This window comes from Thalassotalea nanhaiensis (assembly GCF_031583575.1).
Lineage (GTDB): Bacteria > Pseudomonadota > Gammaproteobacteria > Enterobacterales > Alteromonadaceae > Thalassotalea_A > Thalassotalea_A nanhaiensis.
The window spans coordinates 2813897-2829937 of record NZ_CP134146.1; the positions used below are offsets into that span (position 1 = coordinate 2813897).

At 36.8% G+C, this 16041-nt stretch carries 13 protein-coding genes and 4 tRNA genes; 5 read left to right on the plus strand and 12 right to left on the minus strand.

Annotated features, from left to right (window positions below):
• Positions 1-84 precede the first annotated feature (84 nt).
• The 3 genes from RI845_RS12285 to RI845_RS12295 form a co-directional block, all read right to left on the minus strand.
• A complete protein-coding gene (locus tag RI845_RS12285) occupies positions 85-1416 on the minus strand; it encodes a DEAD/DEAH box helicase (RefSeq protein ID WP_348386461.1) in 1332 nt (443 codons plus the stop codon).
• 220 nt (positions 1417-1636) lie between these two features.
• Complete coding sequence (locus RI845_RS12290; protein ID WP_348386462.1) at positions 1637-2362, minus strand: DUF3299 domain-containing protein; 726 nt, start codon at positions 2360-2362, stop codon at positions 1637-1639.
• A gap of 110 nt (positions 2363-2472) precedes the next feature.
• Positions 2473-3897, minus strand: coding sequence for a metal-dependent hydrolase family protein (locus RI845_RS12295; RefSeq protein ID WP_348386463.1), 1425 nt, complete (start codon positions 3895-3897; stop codon positions 2473-2475).
• 222 nt (positions 3898-4119) lie between these two features.
• Here RI845_RS12295 and RI845_RS12300 point away from each other — a divergent pair, with 222 nt between their 5' ends.
• On the plus strand, positions 4120-5103 hold the full coding sequence (locus tag RI845_RS12300) for a helix-turn-helix domain-containing protein (RefSeq protein ID WP_348386464.1): 984 nt from the start codon (positions 4120-4122) through the stop codon (positions 5101-5103).
• 273 nt (positions 5104-5376) lie between these two features.
• Here RI845_RS12300 and gltX read toward each other — a convergent pair whose 3' ends face one another.
• Positions 5377-6789, minus strand: coding sequence for a glutamate--tRNA ligase (gltX, locus tag RI845_RS12305; protein WP_348386465.1), 1413 nt, complete (start codon positions 6787-6789; stop codon positions 5377-5379).
• Between the two features lie 244 nt (positions 6790-7033).
• Here gltX and RI845_RS12310 point away from each other — a divergent pair, with 244 nt between their 5' ends.
• The gene (locus RI845_RS12310) at positions 7034-7348 is read left to right on the plus strand and encodes a 2Fe-2S iron-sulfur cluster-binding protein (RefSeq protein WP_348386466.1); all 315 of its coding nucleotides are present in this window, start codon (positions 7034-7036) and stop codon (positions 7346-7348) included.
• A gap of 268 nt (positions 7349-7616) precedes the next feature.
• Here RI845_RS12310 and RI845_RS12315 read toward each other — a convergent pair.
• From RI845_RS12315 to RI845_RS12330, 4 genes are all read right to left on the minus strand, one after another.
• Positions 7617-7692 (minus strand) — tRNA-Val (locus RI845_RS12315).
• 50 nt (positions 7693-7742) lie between these two features.
• Positions 7743-7818 (minus strand) — tRNA-Val (locus RI845_RS12320).
• 32 nt (positions 7819-7850) lie between these two features.
• A tRNA-Val gene (locus tag RI845_RS12325) sits at positions 7851-7926 on the minus strand.
• A gap of 30 nt (positions 7927-7956) precedes the next feature.
• A tRNA-Val gene (locus RI845_RS12330) sits at positions 7957-8032 on the minus strand.
• 481 nt (positions 8033-8513) lie between these two features.
• On the opposite strand from RI845_RS12330, the gene RI845_RS12335 reads away from it, so the two are divergent.
• Positions 8514-8879, plus strand: coding sequence for a DUF3718 domain-containing protein (locus RI845_RS12335; protein ID WP_348386467.1), 366 nt, complete (start codon positions 8514-8516; stop codon positions 8877-8879).
• A 169-nt stretch (positions 8880-9048) separates the two neighbouring features.
• Positions 9049-9456, plus strand: coding sequence for an RNA-binding S4 domain-containing protein (locus RI845_RS12340; protein WP_348386468.1), 408 nt, complete (start codon positions 9049-9051; stop codon positions 9454-9456).
• Between the two features lie 19 nt (positions 9457-9475).
• Here the strand turns inward: RI845_RS12340 and RI845_RS12345 are convergent, their stop codons facing one another.
• Positions 9476-9958, minus strand: coding sequence for a GNAT family N-acetyltransferase (locus RI845_RS12345; protein ID WP_348386469.1), 483 nt, complete (start codon positions 9956-9958; stop codon positions 9476-9478).
• A 191-nt stretch (positions 9959-10149) separates the two neighbouring features.
• Positions 10150-12441 carry a TonB-dependent receptor gene (locus tag RI845_RS12350; protein WP_348386470.1) on the minus strand — a complete coding sequence of 764 codons (2292 nt, stop codon included), beginning with the start codon at positions 12439-12441 and terminating at the stop codon, positions 10150-10152.
• Positions 12442-12992: 551 nt separating this feature from the next.
• On the opposite strand from RI845_RS12350, the gene RI845_RS12355 reads away from it, so the two are divergent.
• Positions 12993-13709: a TetR/AcrR family transcriptional regulator gene (locus RI845_RS12355; RefSeq protein WP_348386471.1), complete on the plus strand. Its 717-nt coding sequence runs from the start codon at positions 12993-12995 to the stop codon at positions 13707-13709.
• A gap of 88 nt (positions 13710-13797) precedes the next feature.
• Here the strand turns inward: RI845_RS12355 and RI845_RS12360 are convergent, their stop codons facing one another.
• The gene (locus RI845_RS12360) at positions 13798-15042 is read right to left on the minus strand and encodes a dipeptidase (protein WP_348386472.1); all 1245 of its coding nucleotides are present in this window, start codon (positions 15040-15042) and stop codon (positions 13798-13800) included.
• 136 nt (positions 15043-15178) lie between these two features.
• Positions 15179-15931 carry a Crp/Fnr family transcriptional regulator gene (locus tag RI845_RS12365; RefSeq protein WP_348386473.1) on the minus strand — a complete coding sequence of 251 codons (753 nt, stop codon included), beginning with the start codon at positions 15929-15931 and terminating at the stop codon, positions 15179-15181.
• Positions 15932-16041 lie beyond the last annotated feature (110 nt).

Sequence of the window (16041 nt, forward strand, 5' to 3'; positions counted from 1 at the left end):
TGAGCTCTTTTTTATTTTTAGGGATGAAGGAATGCAAACTGCCATGTTGTAAACTGCTTCATTCAGATAAGGACTATCTAGCTTTTACTCATCGTCAGACTCAACATAGCTTCCTGCTTTTTTACGTAGCATTGGCATATCAGCAAACCCTTCATCAGTTAAAATAACTTTCTTTTTAACCTTAGGCTGAGATCTTTTCTTCTTACTTTGAGCAGATTTGGCTTTACTGCCTTTGCTTTTATCTTTCTTTTCAACTTTAGGTTTTAAACCTTTAAATTTAGCCGCTAAACCTTCAACAACAGAAAACTCAATATCTTGTTGTAATAATGCTTTAATATTTAAATAACTTTGCCAATCTTTCGGGCCAATAAACGACATTGCATCACCTTTAGAGCCAGCTCTACCAGTACGGCCAACACGATGTATGTACTCTTCTGCATGTTTTGGTAGATCAAAATTAATCACGTGAGAGACATTAACTAAATCTAATCCACGAGAGGCTAAATCGGTAGTAACCAATATTTTGTTTTGACCTTTTGAGAAAGCTTCCATTACACGGTTACGTTCGCTTTGCGCTAAATCGCCACTTAAAGCTACTGCACTTAACTCTTTGTCATTTAGCTCTTTTGCTAATCGCTCAGTATCGGCTCTAGTTGCGGTAAAGATGATCATTTGTTGATAATCTTCGTTGGCAATAAAACTTTCAAGTAACGCTTGTTTATGGTCTAAATGATCTGATAAATAAAAGCGCTGAGTAATGTCTTTATGCTCACTAGAGATGGCTCCAATAGCAATTCGTTTAGGTTTTTTCAATAAGTCCTTGGCAAACTCTTCTACTTGGCCATGCTCTAATGTTGCCGAAAACATTAATGTTTGACGTTTGCGATGATCGGCAGCTTCATTAATTTGTTTTAATTGCTTTGCAAAACCTAAATCAAGCATTCTATCGGCTTCATCTAAAATCAGTAACTCTAGACCATTTAGGTAAAATAATCCTTTAGATAAATGATCAGCTAAGCGCCCAGGTGTGGCAACAATAAAATCAGGATTTTTATCTAATACTTTAACTTGGTCATTAAAGTTTTCACCACCTAAAATAAGTGCCGACTTATATTGTGTGCCTGCTGAAACAGCTTTTAAATGAGAAAACACTTGTTTGGCTAATTCACGCGTTGGGGTAAGAATTAAAACTCTAGGGTCTTTTTTAGATAAAGCACGGTTCTTTATTAAACGCTGCATAGCTGGCAATAAAAACGCTAAGGTTTTACCAGAGCCAGTTTTTGACGATGCAATAACATCTTGCCCTGTCATTGCTGCAGGGATCGCTTGAAGTTGAATATCGGTTGGCTGTTCAAAGCCCATATGTTCAACGGCTCTCAATAAACGACTGTCTAGATTAAATGCTGTAAATGCCAAAAAAATTTCTCCCAAAAATAGTAAGTGCTTATTATAGCCTTATTTAAGTTGTGAGTGGTTAAAATTTGCAACTTTAGTAGCAACAAAAAATAAAGTAAAAGGTTAATTGAGCGATAATTGATTTGATAAATTTCTTGAAAATATCGAAGAAAAAATAAGAGCCTAGTGATTGTACGACTCTTATTTTATCTTTGTTGTAACTTATAATAAATTAATCGAATTAATTTTGTTGGTAAGACGTTAATTCGAGTTGATAACTCGCTTCCATGTCCGTAGTGTGCCCATCAACCATAGTCACTTCTGCTGAATATGTTTGTTTCGTAAGCACACCTGTTAATGTCATTAACTCTTTAAACATAACATTGATGCCCGATTTAAAGTTCACATAAATTACTTGATTAGGGTTTGGCGAGGAATGATCATGTCCTGCATGACCAAACGGATTTTCCTCGATAAGAAAGAATTCGACTAATTTATTGTTTTCACGTTTGATTGGAATAACATAACCAGAAATTGTACCCAATTGATTTATTATAGAGCTATTAACATTGATGGCATTATGTGTCCGAGCTTCAATAACCCTATCGCGTTGCGACAATAAATAATCGATATCGATGCCCTGTGCTGTTAAATATTTACCTAATTTTTCCAATTCAGTTTTTCGTAAGGGCAGTTTTTCATATTTTGGACTTTGTTTTTCAACCGCTTCAATATCTTGCTTCATCCCAACATAATAACCTAGGTCATCTAATTGAGTTTTAGTTAGTTTGGCAAATGGGTTATTTACTTGCTTCTGCTCAGGAAGGATCTTCTCCCAGTTCCAATTTACTTTATTTGAACCAGAATTTTCTACAGAGTTTTTCGTGTGTTTTTCTGTGGCAGCAATCACATTGGCTGTTGCAATGATATTAACAAGAGCCGCTAATAGAATTATTTTTTTCAACATTAGGCATACTTCTTTTTAATGTTATGGAGTTTAGAAATAGGTATATAAAAATAGTTATTCAAAAAAAAGGCTAGTTACCTAGCCTTTTATAAATATATCAAAAAATAGAATTAAAGGGTGTTTTTATACACTTTACCTTCTTTCATGATCAACTGAATCGTTTCAATCGGATTTTCCGAAGGTGCTGGTTGAGAATACCACTCTTTATAGCCACCATTTATTACATGAATATCTTCTAATGGGTTACCATCAACTAACAAGATATCTGCGGTTGCACCAACTTCAATAACACCTATTGGGCCAGGTGCAGGATTACGAGGACCTGATAATGCAAGCATTTCACCGGCAATAGACGTTAATTGCTTTAATACTTCAAAGTTACCGTCGTAGTTATTTTTTCCGCCACCAAACATTACAGTGCGCCAGTATATTTCATAACGACGAGATCTGTTGGAATTTTCAATTTCACCAACCCAGTCAGACATAAAAGAAACTTTCACACCGGCATCTAACATAGTACGGCCAACATCTTTATACATTTCTGCAAGCTGCGCTATTAATGGTAGCTTATCTTTTGGCATTAACGGGTTATTCATTAGTTCAGGCGATAATCCCCACATTTGCGGTACAACAAAACCACCTTCCTTTGCTAAACGCTGATAGGTTTCAAATGAGGCAAAAAAACCATGTTCCATGGTTTTTACACCACAATCTAGTGCTCTGTTTATAGCTCTATCAGTAAAAATATGAGCAGCAACATAGGTGCCCCAATCTTTCGCGGCTTCTACAATTGCACAAGTTTCTTCAACCGAATACTGAGTAGTATCAATTGGGTCATACTTTGATGAGCCACCGCCACCGGCCATAATTTTAATTTGCGTTGCGCCATGGCGTAAATTTATTCTAGTTTGCTCAAGCACTTCAGGCACACCATCAGCGATAGAACCAAAGCCCAACTTTTCCCAAACACCTAAATCTTGCTGACCACGAACTGACCAACCTAAGTCAAAACGACCACGAAAATCACCATGGCCTGAAGTTTGTGAAATAAATGAGCCAGATGGGTAAATACGTGGCCCAATAATAGTGCCATTTTTAATTTGGCGAGCAACCGCAAAAGCAGGGCCGCCCATATCACGAATAGAAGTAAAACCATCCATCAAAAAGTCTTTAGCAACAATTGCTGATTTAATGCCTAAGTCGTAAGGGTCTTCATATGGAATAATGTCATCGTAGTTTGAGTTGATCATAATATGCACATGGCCATCGATGAGTCCTGGCATTAATGTTTTACCCGCGCCATCAATTACCGTTGCATCGTCTTCAGTCGCAGGTTTAGCTGATGAAATACTCTTAATAAGTTTATCTTCAACCAGTACATTCAAATTATTGTATAGCTTATTTTCGGTGCCGTTAAACACATTCACATTGGTAAAAAGTGTTTGTTCTGCAAAGGCAGAAAACGACGTAGATATTGAAACAACACTAGCAATTGCTAACGCTGACAACTTTATTTTCAAATTAGATCTTTTCATAAAAATGTTCCTGATTACTTATGTAGATATTTTCTATTTTAATTTATGGCAAACCATTGATTAGCTATATATTTTTAATTATTTAACTGCAGATTAACCATCTACTACAAATAGTAGACTAAAAAAAAAATGTCGCCGCCAACAAATTGTCATTTGACGACAGGTAATTGTTAATTTATTTTAAATATCAATAAAGTTCACTTACATTTGGTTAAGTATTGAATGCATTACAATTTTTATGTCGTAAGAACAAGCTATTTAGAAACGATAATTATCGCATTAGATAACTTAAATGCGGATACCGATAAATTACTAACAAATGTTGGTTTGTCGCGTCGCCACATTGCTAATCCAAATAACCTGATGCTAGAACTTCCAGCATGGGTATTATTAGAGAATGCAGCTGCAGAGTTAGCTATTTCTAATCTAGGTGCAATAATTGGAATGCAGTTCTGTGAAGCCTTTTTTAAATCAACAGACAATGTTAAAAAACAGTTTCCTTTAATAGAAGACGCTTTAAAGTATTTTATAGACCAAGAAAACGAAATAACTAATGGACCTTCATTTTGGCTAAAAGAAGATACAGATCATATTTGGTTATGTCGAACAGGAACACCAGGCATAAACATTGGTGTTTGGCAAATGGAGCAGTATGTAGTTTCGTTTTTAATTGGGTTATTAAAACATTATTTGGGAGCTAATTGGCAGCCCAAACAGATAAAGTTAAAGTTAGCTGACAAAAACCTTTTAAATAATGCTTTTGGTGAAAACAATTGTAAATTTGAATTTGCGAACAGATATACCGCAATAGCTATTGAAAAACGATTTATTAATAAGGTCTCAACCCATACATTAAGTAAAATTGAAGGTAATTCGAAACAACGGATCCCTAAAAAGCCAAACCTGTTGATTTCGAAATTATTAGAGCAAAATTATTTTGGTGCTAATCCAAACGCTGAATCAATTTCCGATTGCTGCCTAATAAATTTAAGAAAGTTACAACGTATATTACATAGATGTGATAGTGACTTAACCACATTGTTAGAACAGGACAAAAAAAACAAAGCTCAGCAATTAGTACTAGAAACCGCTAAGCCTATCGCCGAAATATCAGCTATTTTAGGCTATAATGATAAAGCTAATTTTACTCGGGCATTTAAACGTTGGTTTAAAGTCCCTCCTACAACCTATAGAAAAACACATTAAAAATTTAATGATTAATTTATAGTATGACACCTTAGTAAGCAGATAGATAAAACAATGAAATTAAGTTTTTTAAATTACCAATACCACTATTGCTGGTCAACACAAACACAAAACTAACTGGCATAAATGCAGAAATATCATGACCTGTTGAAGGCAATAGTCTTGTTCGCTTTGCCATAACAAGTGATTTAAGTGGAGGCAGCGCCCAGGTATATGTAATGTAGAGACAAAAATGGCGCTTTAGAGCGCCATTTTTATTTGTTTTAAAAGATATTAAGCGTTTGCTTCACGCTCAGTAATGTAGGCTAGCGCTTTGTCAATTCGAACCACTATTTGATCTTGTTCTAACAATGCTAACGTTTCATCTAAAGATGGTGAGTTACCAGCACCAGTTACAGCAACACGAAGTGGCATGCCAACTTTACCCATACCAACTTCTAATTCTTCGGCTGTTGAGTTAATCGCATTATGAATATTTTCTACAGTCCAGTCTGTAAGCGCAGCAAGTTTGCTTTGTACTAATTCTAATGGCATACGCGCAACACCACGTAAATGCTTCTTCGCAGCTTTAGCATCAAATTCTTGATATTCTTCATAGAAATAACGAGAAATTTGAGCCATTTCTTTTAACGTTTTAACTCTGTCAGCTTGTACTTTAACAATCTCACTTAATGCAGGACCATTGTCAGTACTAATGCCTTGGTCAGCCATGTGCCAAGCTAAGTGCTCTGCAACATATTCAGCATCTAATGACTTCATGTAATGTTGGTTTACCCAAATTAACTTGTCGGTGTTGAACGCCGACGGTGCTCGGTTACAACCAGTTAAGTCAAATAACTCGATCATTTCGTCACGAGAGAAGATTTCTTGATCGCCATGTGACCAACCTAAACGAACTAAATAGTTCAATAAAGCTTCAGGTAAGTAACCATCATCGCGATACTGCATTACACCAACGGCGCCATGACGCTTTGATAAACGTTTACCATCATCACCTAAAATCATTGGTATATGAGCATACTCAGGTAACGGAGCACCCAAGGCAGTTAAAATATTAATTTGACGTGGAGTATTGTTAACATGGTCATCACCACGTACAACATGAGTTATTTTCATATCCCAGTCATCTACTACAACCGTTAAGTTATACGTTGGTGTACCGTCTGAGCGAGCAATGATTAAATCATCTAATTCACTGTTAGATATTTCAATATCACCTTTCACTAAATCTTTAATGATCACTGAACCTTCAAGCGGATTTTTAAAGCGAATAACGTATGGCTTATCTGCTGGGTAATCAGTACGATCACGCCATAAACCATTGTAACGTGGCTTTTCACCAGCAGCTTTTAGCTCTTCACGCATTGCATCTACTTCTTCAGGAGTACAGTAACAACGATAAGCATGGCCAGTATCAAGTAATTGCTGAATAACTTCTTTATAGCGATCAAAACAATGAGTTTGGAAAAACGGACCACGGTTCCAATCTAGATTTAACCAATTCATACCGTCCATAATTGCATCTACCGACTCTTGCGTTGAACGCTCTAAATCAGTGTCTTCTATACGAAGTACAAAGTCGCCGCCATTTTTCTTGGCGTATAACCAGCTATAAAGGGCTGTACGGGCACCACCTACATGAAGGTAGCCTGTTGGACTCGGCGCAAAACGGGTCGTTAAAGTCATAGTATTCTCGCTAAAAAGTGTTTGATTGCATTGCCAAAATGGAAAATAAAATCAAACAAATAAGTACATAAAAAATTGTCGCGTATTTTAACAGCTTAAGCGGTTAAAAACACCACATATTTAAATGCTAAAAACGATCATCTTTATCGGGTATTAAATGAAGAAAATTGTTCTGCAGGTATTAACCAGTAATGACTATTTTAATTACTTATAATGCCTCGAATATATAAAACGGGAGATTTTTATGGGCCAAGTAACATTTATAGAAACCTGTGGCACAGTGCACGAAGTTGAAATTGCCAAAGGCAGCACTTTATTAGATGCGGCAATACAAAATAGCATTCCAGGAATGCCTGGTGCATGTGGCGGCGATGCTGTGTGCGCCACGTGTCATTGTACCGTTGAAGATGAATGGCTAAACAAACTCCCTGAAATGAGTGAAGATGAGTTCTTTATGTTGCAATCAATGGATGATCACCAACCAAACTCACGTTTAGGTTGTCAAATTAGAATGAAAGATGATTTGGATGGCATGATAGTTATCGTACAGGATAATTAAAATTAATTAGAGTCTGTGATATTTCAACAGACCTAATGAAAGAATAATTATAATAATAAAAGCAGCGCAAATTTTCTGGCATCTTGGGGTGCCTTTTTTGTGTCTGGAATAACTATATGCAGAAATTCCATGGATGGCGTATTTCTGCTTTGTGTCTGAATATTAGTGGACGATGCTCTCCCAACTGATAAAGTTAAATTCCAGACACGCAAAAAATTCGAATAATATCGAAAAACTTGAAAAATACGATGATGGTATAACTAAGAGATGGTGGACGATACTGGGCTCGAACCAGTGACCCTCGCCTTGTAAGGGCGATGCTCTCCCAACTGAGCTAATCGTCCGGGGTCTTACTAGATAATCATTTCACTCGCTTCCACATCAAAAAGAATGATGGTGGACGATACTGGGCTCGAACCAGTGACCCTCGCCTTGTAAGGGCGATGCTCTCCCAACTGAGCTAATCGTCCAGTGAGTGAAACGTGCTTTAACGAAATTTGAATGGTGGACGATACTGGGCTCGAACCAGTGACCCTCGCCTTGTAAGGGCGATGCTCTCCCAACTGAGCTAATCGTCCAAACAAATTTCAAATCAAAGCTACAAAGAATGGTGGACGATACTGGGCTCGAACCAGTGACCCTCGCCTTGTAAGGGCGATGCTCTCCCAACTGAGCTAATCGTCCAGTCTTTGTGGTTGCGTATTATAGGGATAGCTAAAAAACTGTCAACACTAAGTTGCCATTATTTTGTGATTAATTGTTTAAATGCTGTTTTTTAGTACAAATTGATTATCTGCTCAGCAAAACAACCTTAGATTATTTACTTATTTAAAGGAAAGGTTCAAAAAATAATACTGAAAAATAAAAAATATTGCCGACGAATGTAAATGTTTATTTTTTGTTAACAGAAAGCGTTCTACAAAAAAAAGCCTCTAATCCCCTTTAATTCAACCATTAACAGTTTTTTATTGGTTAATTATTTCACTTGGTGCTGAAATATTTGGTTACACCCTATCAATAAAGTAATGCAACCAAAAGTGGCTATTCCCCCGTCTACTTATTTAGAACACTAATAAAGCCAGAAAATTTTAATTAATAACAATGTCCGAATGGATTAGTCCTTCGGAGATAACCAGAATTTTAAATAGCAGACAGGAAGAAAATCATGAAAACATTAACTACAGTAACCACTACTCTTTTATTAGCCGGCGCAAGCCTTGTAAGTTTCAATAGTTCAGCAGCTCCTATGAGTCCATATATGGAAGATGCTTTAGTTGAAACATGTAAAGCAGCAGCCAGCAATAAAACTCTTCGTTTATCTAAAACACTAAAAGCACATCGTTTAAGTGAAAGAACTGTTGCTCTTGGCGTTGTATGTAATGGTGAAGACATTATCACCTTTGCACAAAACCATGGTGCAAACAAAACTGCAGACCATATGGCGCAAAGTATTGGTTCAGCAAGCATTACTGATTTAGCTGCAATCGAGCTTGTTACTTATGAAGTTAGCTTTGTTACAAGCCCAAAGTAATTATTGCTTTAGATAGCAAAGCCTGATCTGTCACTTTCAGCTTGCTATACCAGTACTATTTATAAAACGCCCAATTTCGGGCGTTTTTTTTATGCCGAAGAAAATCAAATAATGATAAACTTAGAAAGTATGTTTAACTTATTAGACTTGTTATTAGTAGGAAACCATTTTGGAAATTGAAGTTTTAGCTATTGAATTACATGAAGAGCCTATAGAGCTTTGTAAACTACTTAAAATTGCTAATCTTGTCGGCGGCGGCGGCGAAGCTAAAATGGTTATCACAGAGGGCTACGTTTATCTTAATGGCGAAGTTGAGTATCAGAAGCGTAAAAAAGTATATTTTGAAGACATTGTTCAATTTAACGATGAAGCGATAATGCCTATTTTAAGTGATGAGCCAAAACCAGTAGCCGAACCAAAACCAAACTCTGTGACCAACAAAGCTAAAAAACCGTCTAAAAACTCTTCATCAAAAAAATCTAAAGCGAAAAACAGCCCTAAGAACAAAAGTCAAAAGGCTGAGAAGAAACCAAGCTCAAATAACTCACGAACCGGGCGTAAATCTATTTCATTTTAAATATATTGAGAGTTACTAATTAAAGTACTTTTTCCCAAAACATCGCTTTGCCCATTTCAGGGTCAAGTTCATAGCCTTCAAAGCCAAATTTAATATAACTATTTTTGGCTACTTGATTACCTTCAAGAACTTCTAAAGTGATCTTGCAACAGCCCATTTCGACAGCTATCGTTTCAACTTCATCCATCAATTTATGGCTTAAGCCCAAACCTCTATACTCTGACACAACGCCCATATCATGAATATTTAATAAAGGTTTTGCCTTAAACGTAGAAAAGCCCTCTACACAATTACAAATTGCCGCTGGTTTATCATCAACGTAACAAAGCAAACTAAAGACATTGTCACGCTTTCTTAGTTCATTACATAAGTTCTGTACTGTGTAGTCAGATAAAGGTGCCCCGCCGCCCATAGGGTCTTCAGCATAGGCATTAAGTAAAAACATTAAGTCTTTACAGTGTGATTCGTTATTGTAATCGGCTTTTATTATTGCAATTGTCATTTTAATCTATTGATAAGGAATTGATGATTGTTTTTAGCATACAAACCTAAGACCGTCCATGGCCAGGGAGGATAAGCACTTCCATGAAGTTACAAATCTATTGCCATCCCTGGCGATTTGCATTCCTTCTTCCATGAAGTAAAAAAAAGCCTATCGGATGATAGGCTTTTCGTTATTTATTTTGGTAAAAATTACTCACCAAAATGGTATGTACCTTGAATAGTTACGGTACGTGGTGCTGCTACGTAACCAATGTAGTTACCTAATGCAAATTGGTTCACATTAAGCGTTGTTTCATCAGTAATGTTACGTCCAATTACTGCAACACTCCACTTTTGATCTGCAGCTTCGAAACCTAGGCGCGCATTTACTTTCGTGTATGCATCTTGTACACCAAGTTCATCATTTACACTATCAGTGAAGTGATCACCTGTATATGAAGCCGTTACGCCTGCAACAAAGTTAATTTCACTAAACATTGGATAGTTGAAATCTAATGTTACCGTTCCTGAAGTTTCAGGAGCGTAAGCTAAATCTTGATCAGATTGGTCACATACTGCTTGACCTGCACCAGCTTCTGGAGAGCTAGGGGCACAAACACCTTCTTCAAAGCTGTCATAAGTAGCATCTAAAAACGCTACGCTAGCTGATAAGTCGAAATACTCACCAAGTGCCCAACGAGTTTCAATTTCGATACCTTGGTTTGTTGCTTCTGCAGCATTTCTAATGGCACTTTGTGGTAAACCATCAGGGCCATCAATAAAGCTGTTTACTTGTAAGTCATCATATTTAGTTGAGAATGCGGTAACGAATAATTGACCACGGTCATCAGCTAAAGATGTACGTAAACCAAATTCAACGGTAGTTGCAGTTTCATCATCGTATTCTAACGCTTCAGGAAGAACTGATGTAGAAGATGCAAAGCCACCAGACTTAATGCTCTGTGAACCTTTACCGTAAATCATCATGTCATCAGTTAAGTCATATTGAACAACAAGCTCAGGCATGAAGTTATCAGATGTTCTATCGCGATTTATATCACCTTGACCATAAAATGTTGCACAAAGTGCTGCACCTGGACCTAAATCAACGGCACCGTCAACTAGGAACATAAAACAATCATCATCGTTACGAGTTAATTCTTTATCTTCAGTAACGTAACGACCACCACCAATAACACGTAAGTTGTCATTTACATTCCAAGTTGCTGAAGCAAACACAGATGTAGTTTCAGCATCTACAGTAAACTTAGAGTCAGATGCATCAGCTAAACCGGCAAAACCATAAATGCCTAAGTTTAAAATAGTTGGTTGACGGTTAAACAATTCACTGTCTTGGTAATACATACCAACAATGTAGTTGAATGTGTCAGACATTGGTGAAGTTAAACGAAGTTCAAAACTTGTCTGTTCGTACTCTTCTGTTACAGCAGCATCAGCAATAGCAAAACCTGTTGTATCAAAATCGATTACAAAGTCGTAGTTCATATCGGTATAACCAGCTGTACCAGTTAACGTATGACCACCAAAGTCATAATCAAAGCCAAGAACAACACTGTCTGACTCTTGGAATAAACCCGGCTTGTCGTAATCTAAAAGTCTATGTGCACCTAATAAACTTGCATCATAACTGTTTGTGTAATCTAAAGAGCCGTCAGAGATAGGAGAATCATCAGTGTTGAATATTTGTGCTGACATTCCTTCAGCGTCAAATTCAATTGATTCTACTTTAGCATTAAAAGATAGGTTATCAGTTGCCTCCCATACCAAAGACAAACGTACCAATGTGTCGTCATTTTCAGTTGTGGTTACACCACCGCCCATACCAGTCATGTCATTTTCAATAAAACTATCTGAAGAAGACTGTTTAGCCGCTAAACGAACACCTACTGAATCACCAATAGAGCCACCTGTTACTAGTGACGTCATTTGACCTTCATATTCTGTTTCATATTCAGCAGTGATGTCTGCAAAGAACTCATCACCTGGGTTAGTTTTTGCAGTAACTACGCTTACAGCACCGGCAGTAGAGTTCAAACCAAATAATACGGCTTGTGGACCACGCATAATTTCAACACGTTGAGCATCAAAAAATGGAGAACGGTATTGACGAGAACGAGGTTGATAAACGTTATCTATAAACATACCTACTGATTGTTCAAAAGAGCGATCACCACCAGAACCCATACCACGCATATTTACGTTTGTAGAAACAATACCATCACCAATAAAGAAGTTAGGAATTGTTTCGGCTAAATCGCCCATATCGTTAACAGCCATGTTATCAAGCTGTTCACCAGACATAGCAGAAACAGCCATAGGTATTTCTTGAATTGTTTGTGTACGTTTAGTAGACGTTACCGTTATTTTTTCAATTTTGTCTGTTGCTACTGCTTCTTCAGCAATTGCAGACGGCATATATGCACAGCTAATACCACAAGCTAGGAACAAGCCCTTTGTAACTTTATTAAATGATGGGTTCATAGTTTTTATCTCTTTAGAATACTTATGTAAATTTATTTTATTATTTTTATAATTCACTACGTTTTAGTAGTTGGTCTCTTGGATGGAGAAACCGTTTTTACTTCTTGGATAGAGAAGTAATTAAAAGTTAACTGGATAGGAAAACTCTTAAATCTGTATTTAAAATATGCAACCAAAGTGTAAATGTCAACACTTAATGAGTCCAATTCATTAACTTTTTTAAACCACTACCTACATTTCAAAACAATTCCATTACAAAACAACAACTAACAAAGTTAAATAGCCCTACAAAGTTTCGTTAATAAATTAACACCAGACTAACAATCAAACGCTTACAATCAACAAATCGATAACAATCACCTCAATAATGAGGTTGACTCACATTGACATTACTACGTAAACACTCTATAAAAAATAAATCACTTTTAGAAATGAAAACAAATTGTGATATTTCACTTGTTCAGTTAACAATTGATGACATGTCTTTTTAACTTATGTACCCTAGGGTCTGTTGACCGTAGAAATAACAACAACAATAAGAGAATGTACTAATGCCACAAACAGCTAAGAAAAAAAGAGTAAGACAAAAACCTGAAGAACGCTTAGCTGAGATAATTAAAATCTCACATCAAATGTTTGTAGAAAAGGGTTATGAAGCGACATCAATGGCTGAAGTAGCCAAAGAGATTGGCATAGTAGAAGGTACTATTTATCGTTACTTCAAGACCAAAAAAGATGTGTTACTGGTCGTATTAGAAAAGTGGTACGAAAAGGCCCTAGCCGACTATGAACAAAACTTAGCTGGTATTACTGGCGTTAAAAATAGAATGCACTTTATGATCTGGCATCACTTAAAGGTGTTGCAAGGCGATCCGGTGTTATGTGACCTTATTGTTCAGCATGTTCGTGCCAGCGACGACTACGAAACAACAAAAATTTTCCAACTCAACAAATCATACTCAAGTGCCGTTGATAAAATAATTAAAGAAGGTATTGCTGAAGGTATCTTTGTTGAAGATGCCCCTATCGCGCTTGTACGTGACATGGTTTATGGCGGTGTTGAATACCACTCTTGGCGTTATGTGTCAGGGCGAAGTAAACGCTTGGATGTTGATAACATTGCCGACAAGATATCCCACTTTGTATATAAGTCGTTGTTAAAAACTGGCGTTGAAGAAGTTGCAACTAACCAAAGTGATAATACGTTAATACTGAGCAAGTTAGCTAACTTAGAATCTAAAATTGATAAATTAAGCTGTAAAGATTAATACTTAAGCCTATACCATATAAATAGATAAGGGCTAACCATTTGGTTAGCCCTTATCTATTTACTTAACTTAAAAGCTAAAGATTAAATTATTTCCAAGATTTTTTGTATACGCGAACTAAGTTTTCACCCATTATTTTACGAATATCTTCGTTTGAGTAACCCATCTTCCATAGCTCGTCTATTACTGGTGCTAAATGCTTAGACATTTCAGCACAACCGGTTGCACCGCGTTTAAATGCATCAACCATGTAGCCGTTATCTGTGTACATATGTGAGTTTTCGATAGCAAAATCAGCAACTCGAGATACAGTCATCATATCGTCAGTACCAATACCTACGTGATCAACACCTAACACTTTTACTGCACCATCAACCATTTGTGCAAACTGTTTAGGAGTAATGTCGTCAGGCCATACGCCATCCATCATCCACTCAGTTGCAGTGATAGAAACCATACCACCCATTTCTTTCACCGTAAGTGCTTGCTCATCAGAGATCAAACGGTAACATGCAGCTAAACGGTGGAACGGGTCGCCTTTTTTATAGCCTTTTTCAGCCATACGCTTTTCCGTTTCAGTTAACGTTTCGTGTGGCTCACAACCGTAAGTTGACGCTAATGGCGAGTGAGAATAAACCGCAGGTACACCTGGGTGCTTCTCTTTCATGTAATCGGTAATGTCTTTAGTTGTTTGGTAGCCGTGATGTGACATATCTACAGTGATACCGTATTTAACCATCTCGTCGATAACTTCTTTACCATATTCAGTCAAACCTGAGTTGTCACCTGCAAGAGCAGATAAACCACCAACACCTGTTTCTTCAACGCCGTTGTATACAAGTTGCATTACACGGATACCGTCTTCGTGAAGCTCTTTTACACGACTTGCGTCACCTTCAAGCATCAAGGTTGTTTGAGCGTTCCACATTACAGCGTACTCGCCATTTTTGTGTGCTAATTCGAAGTCTTCAGGTTTGTCAACAAAACGAATTTTTGCATTTGACTCTTGTACAGCTTCGGTCCATTTGGCAAGTTCAGTTTTGTACTTAGCCCAAGTAGGTGTTGCTGGTGAAGTAAGTGTAATAGTTGCACCAGAAATACCACGAGCATGAGCTAAATCAATGTAATTAGTAACTTCACGGTTATCAGACCAACCAGTACCAAATGGCGATGCATAAAAATCAATTGCCATATTATCTTTTAAAAACTGCTGTGCTTTTGGTGATGCAGTGTTGTGCCAGTCTTTGGTTTCAATCGATGCTGAGGCTGTACCAATGAATGATGCAGTAACAGCAACGGCGATTAAAGATTTTAAAGAGTTACGTAATTTCATATCAAGCTCCTATAGCGTTTACGCAAAGTGATAATTAATGTTAATTCGGTTGATTTGTTAACTTGGAGCTATTATGACAAGGATAAATCATACTATGTGTTACCCACGCAACAGATAGAGGTAAAAGACTGTAAAGTTAGCTTAACTTACTCGTTCCAAGCAAGTTAACTTCATTTAGAAAGGATTTTAATTGTCTTAAATCATTAACATATAAACCGCCACGGTAAGGTTCAACAATACCTTGTAGGGAGAATTCATTAATTATGGTACTGGTATTGGAGCGATTTATACCGGCAAGATTGGCAATTTGTTGTTGGGTGATTTTAATTTTAATTGGCGAGGCATCATTTGGCGATTCGATAAATAAGTGATAATGACTGTTTTGCACTCGACAGATATCTAATAAGGTATAGGCAACTTTGACTATTGATGGTGTTGCTAAACTCACCAAGCATTTCTCAAACATGGTGTCTGAGCGTACTGATTTTATGAAGAACAATAATTTAAACAACTCATCCGACTGGCTCATTAAATAATTAAGATGTGAAATTGGGATTTTTAAGTATTCAATATTTTGTAGAAACTCTCCTGTCATACCGCTTGGAAACTTAAAGTTCATAATGGGTGCGTAGCACATCCAATCAGATGGACCATAGAGTTTACTTAAACTAAAGCCATCGGTAAGCAATGGTGCCGTTACCATTAAACTTCCCTTGAGCAAATAATAAATACCGTATTGTTCTTGATTATGTAAGTTAAACTCACTACCACTTATATGAGTTTTCTTAATAGCACCAGATAAAAAACTCTCTGTAAAGCTATCACTAAGATCACATGGCCAGTCAATTTGCGTTTGATATTGTTCTATTTTTTGCTGATTAAGGGGCAAGGTTTTAATCCTGATGCTTAGTTATTATATATATTTAACTTTATTCGCTATTTAACCTAAGAACAATAAAAAAGCCTCATCATTTGACGAGGGTTTTAGTTCAGCTTAAT

Excerpts from the sequence above, each read along its gene's own strand:
- gltX (WP_348386465.1), bottom strand. The coding sequence starts at position 6,789 with ATGACTTTAACGACCCGTTTTGCGCCGAGTCCAACAGGCTACCTTCAT.
- RI845_RS12335 (WP_348386467.1), top strand. The coding sequence starts at position 8,514 with ATGAAAACATTAACTACAGTAACCACTACTCTTTTATTAGCCGGCGCA.
- RI845_RS12345 (WP_348386469.1), bottom strand. The coding sequence starts at position 9,958 with ATGACAATTGCAATAATAAAAGCCGATTACAATAACGAATCACACTGT.
- RI845_RS12295 (WP_348386463.1), bottom strand. The coding sequence starts at position 3,897 with ATGAAAAGATCTAATTTGAAAATAAAGTTGTCAGCGTTAGCAATTGCT.
- RI845_RS12310 (WP_348386466.1), top strand. The coding sequence starts at position 7,034 with ATGGGCCAAGTAACATTTATAGAAACCTGTGGCACAGTGCACGAAGTT.
- RI845_RS12360 (WP_348386472.1), bottom strand. The coding sequence starts at position 15,042 with ATGAAATTACGTAACTCTTTAAAATCTTTAATCGCCGTTGCTGTTACT.
- RI845_RS12355 (WP_348386471.1), top strand. The coding sequence starts at position 12,993 with ATGCCACAAACAGCTAAGAAAAAAAGAGTAAGACAAAAACCTGAAGAA.
- RI845_RS12290 (WP_348386462.1), bottom strand. The coding sequence starts at position 2,362 with ATGTTGAAAAAAATAATTCTATTAGCGGCTCTTGTTAATATCATTGCA.
- RI845_RS12300 (WP_348386464.1), top strand. The coding sequence starts at position 4,120 with ATGCATTACAATTTTTATGTCGTAAGAACAAGCTATTTAGAAACGATA.
- RI845_RS12350 (WP_348386470.1), bottom strand. The coding sequence starts at position 12,441 with ATGAACCCATCATTTAATAAAGTTACAAAGGGCTTGTTCCTAGCTTGT.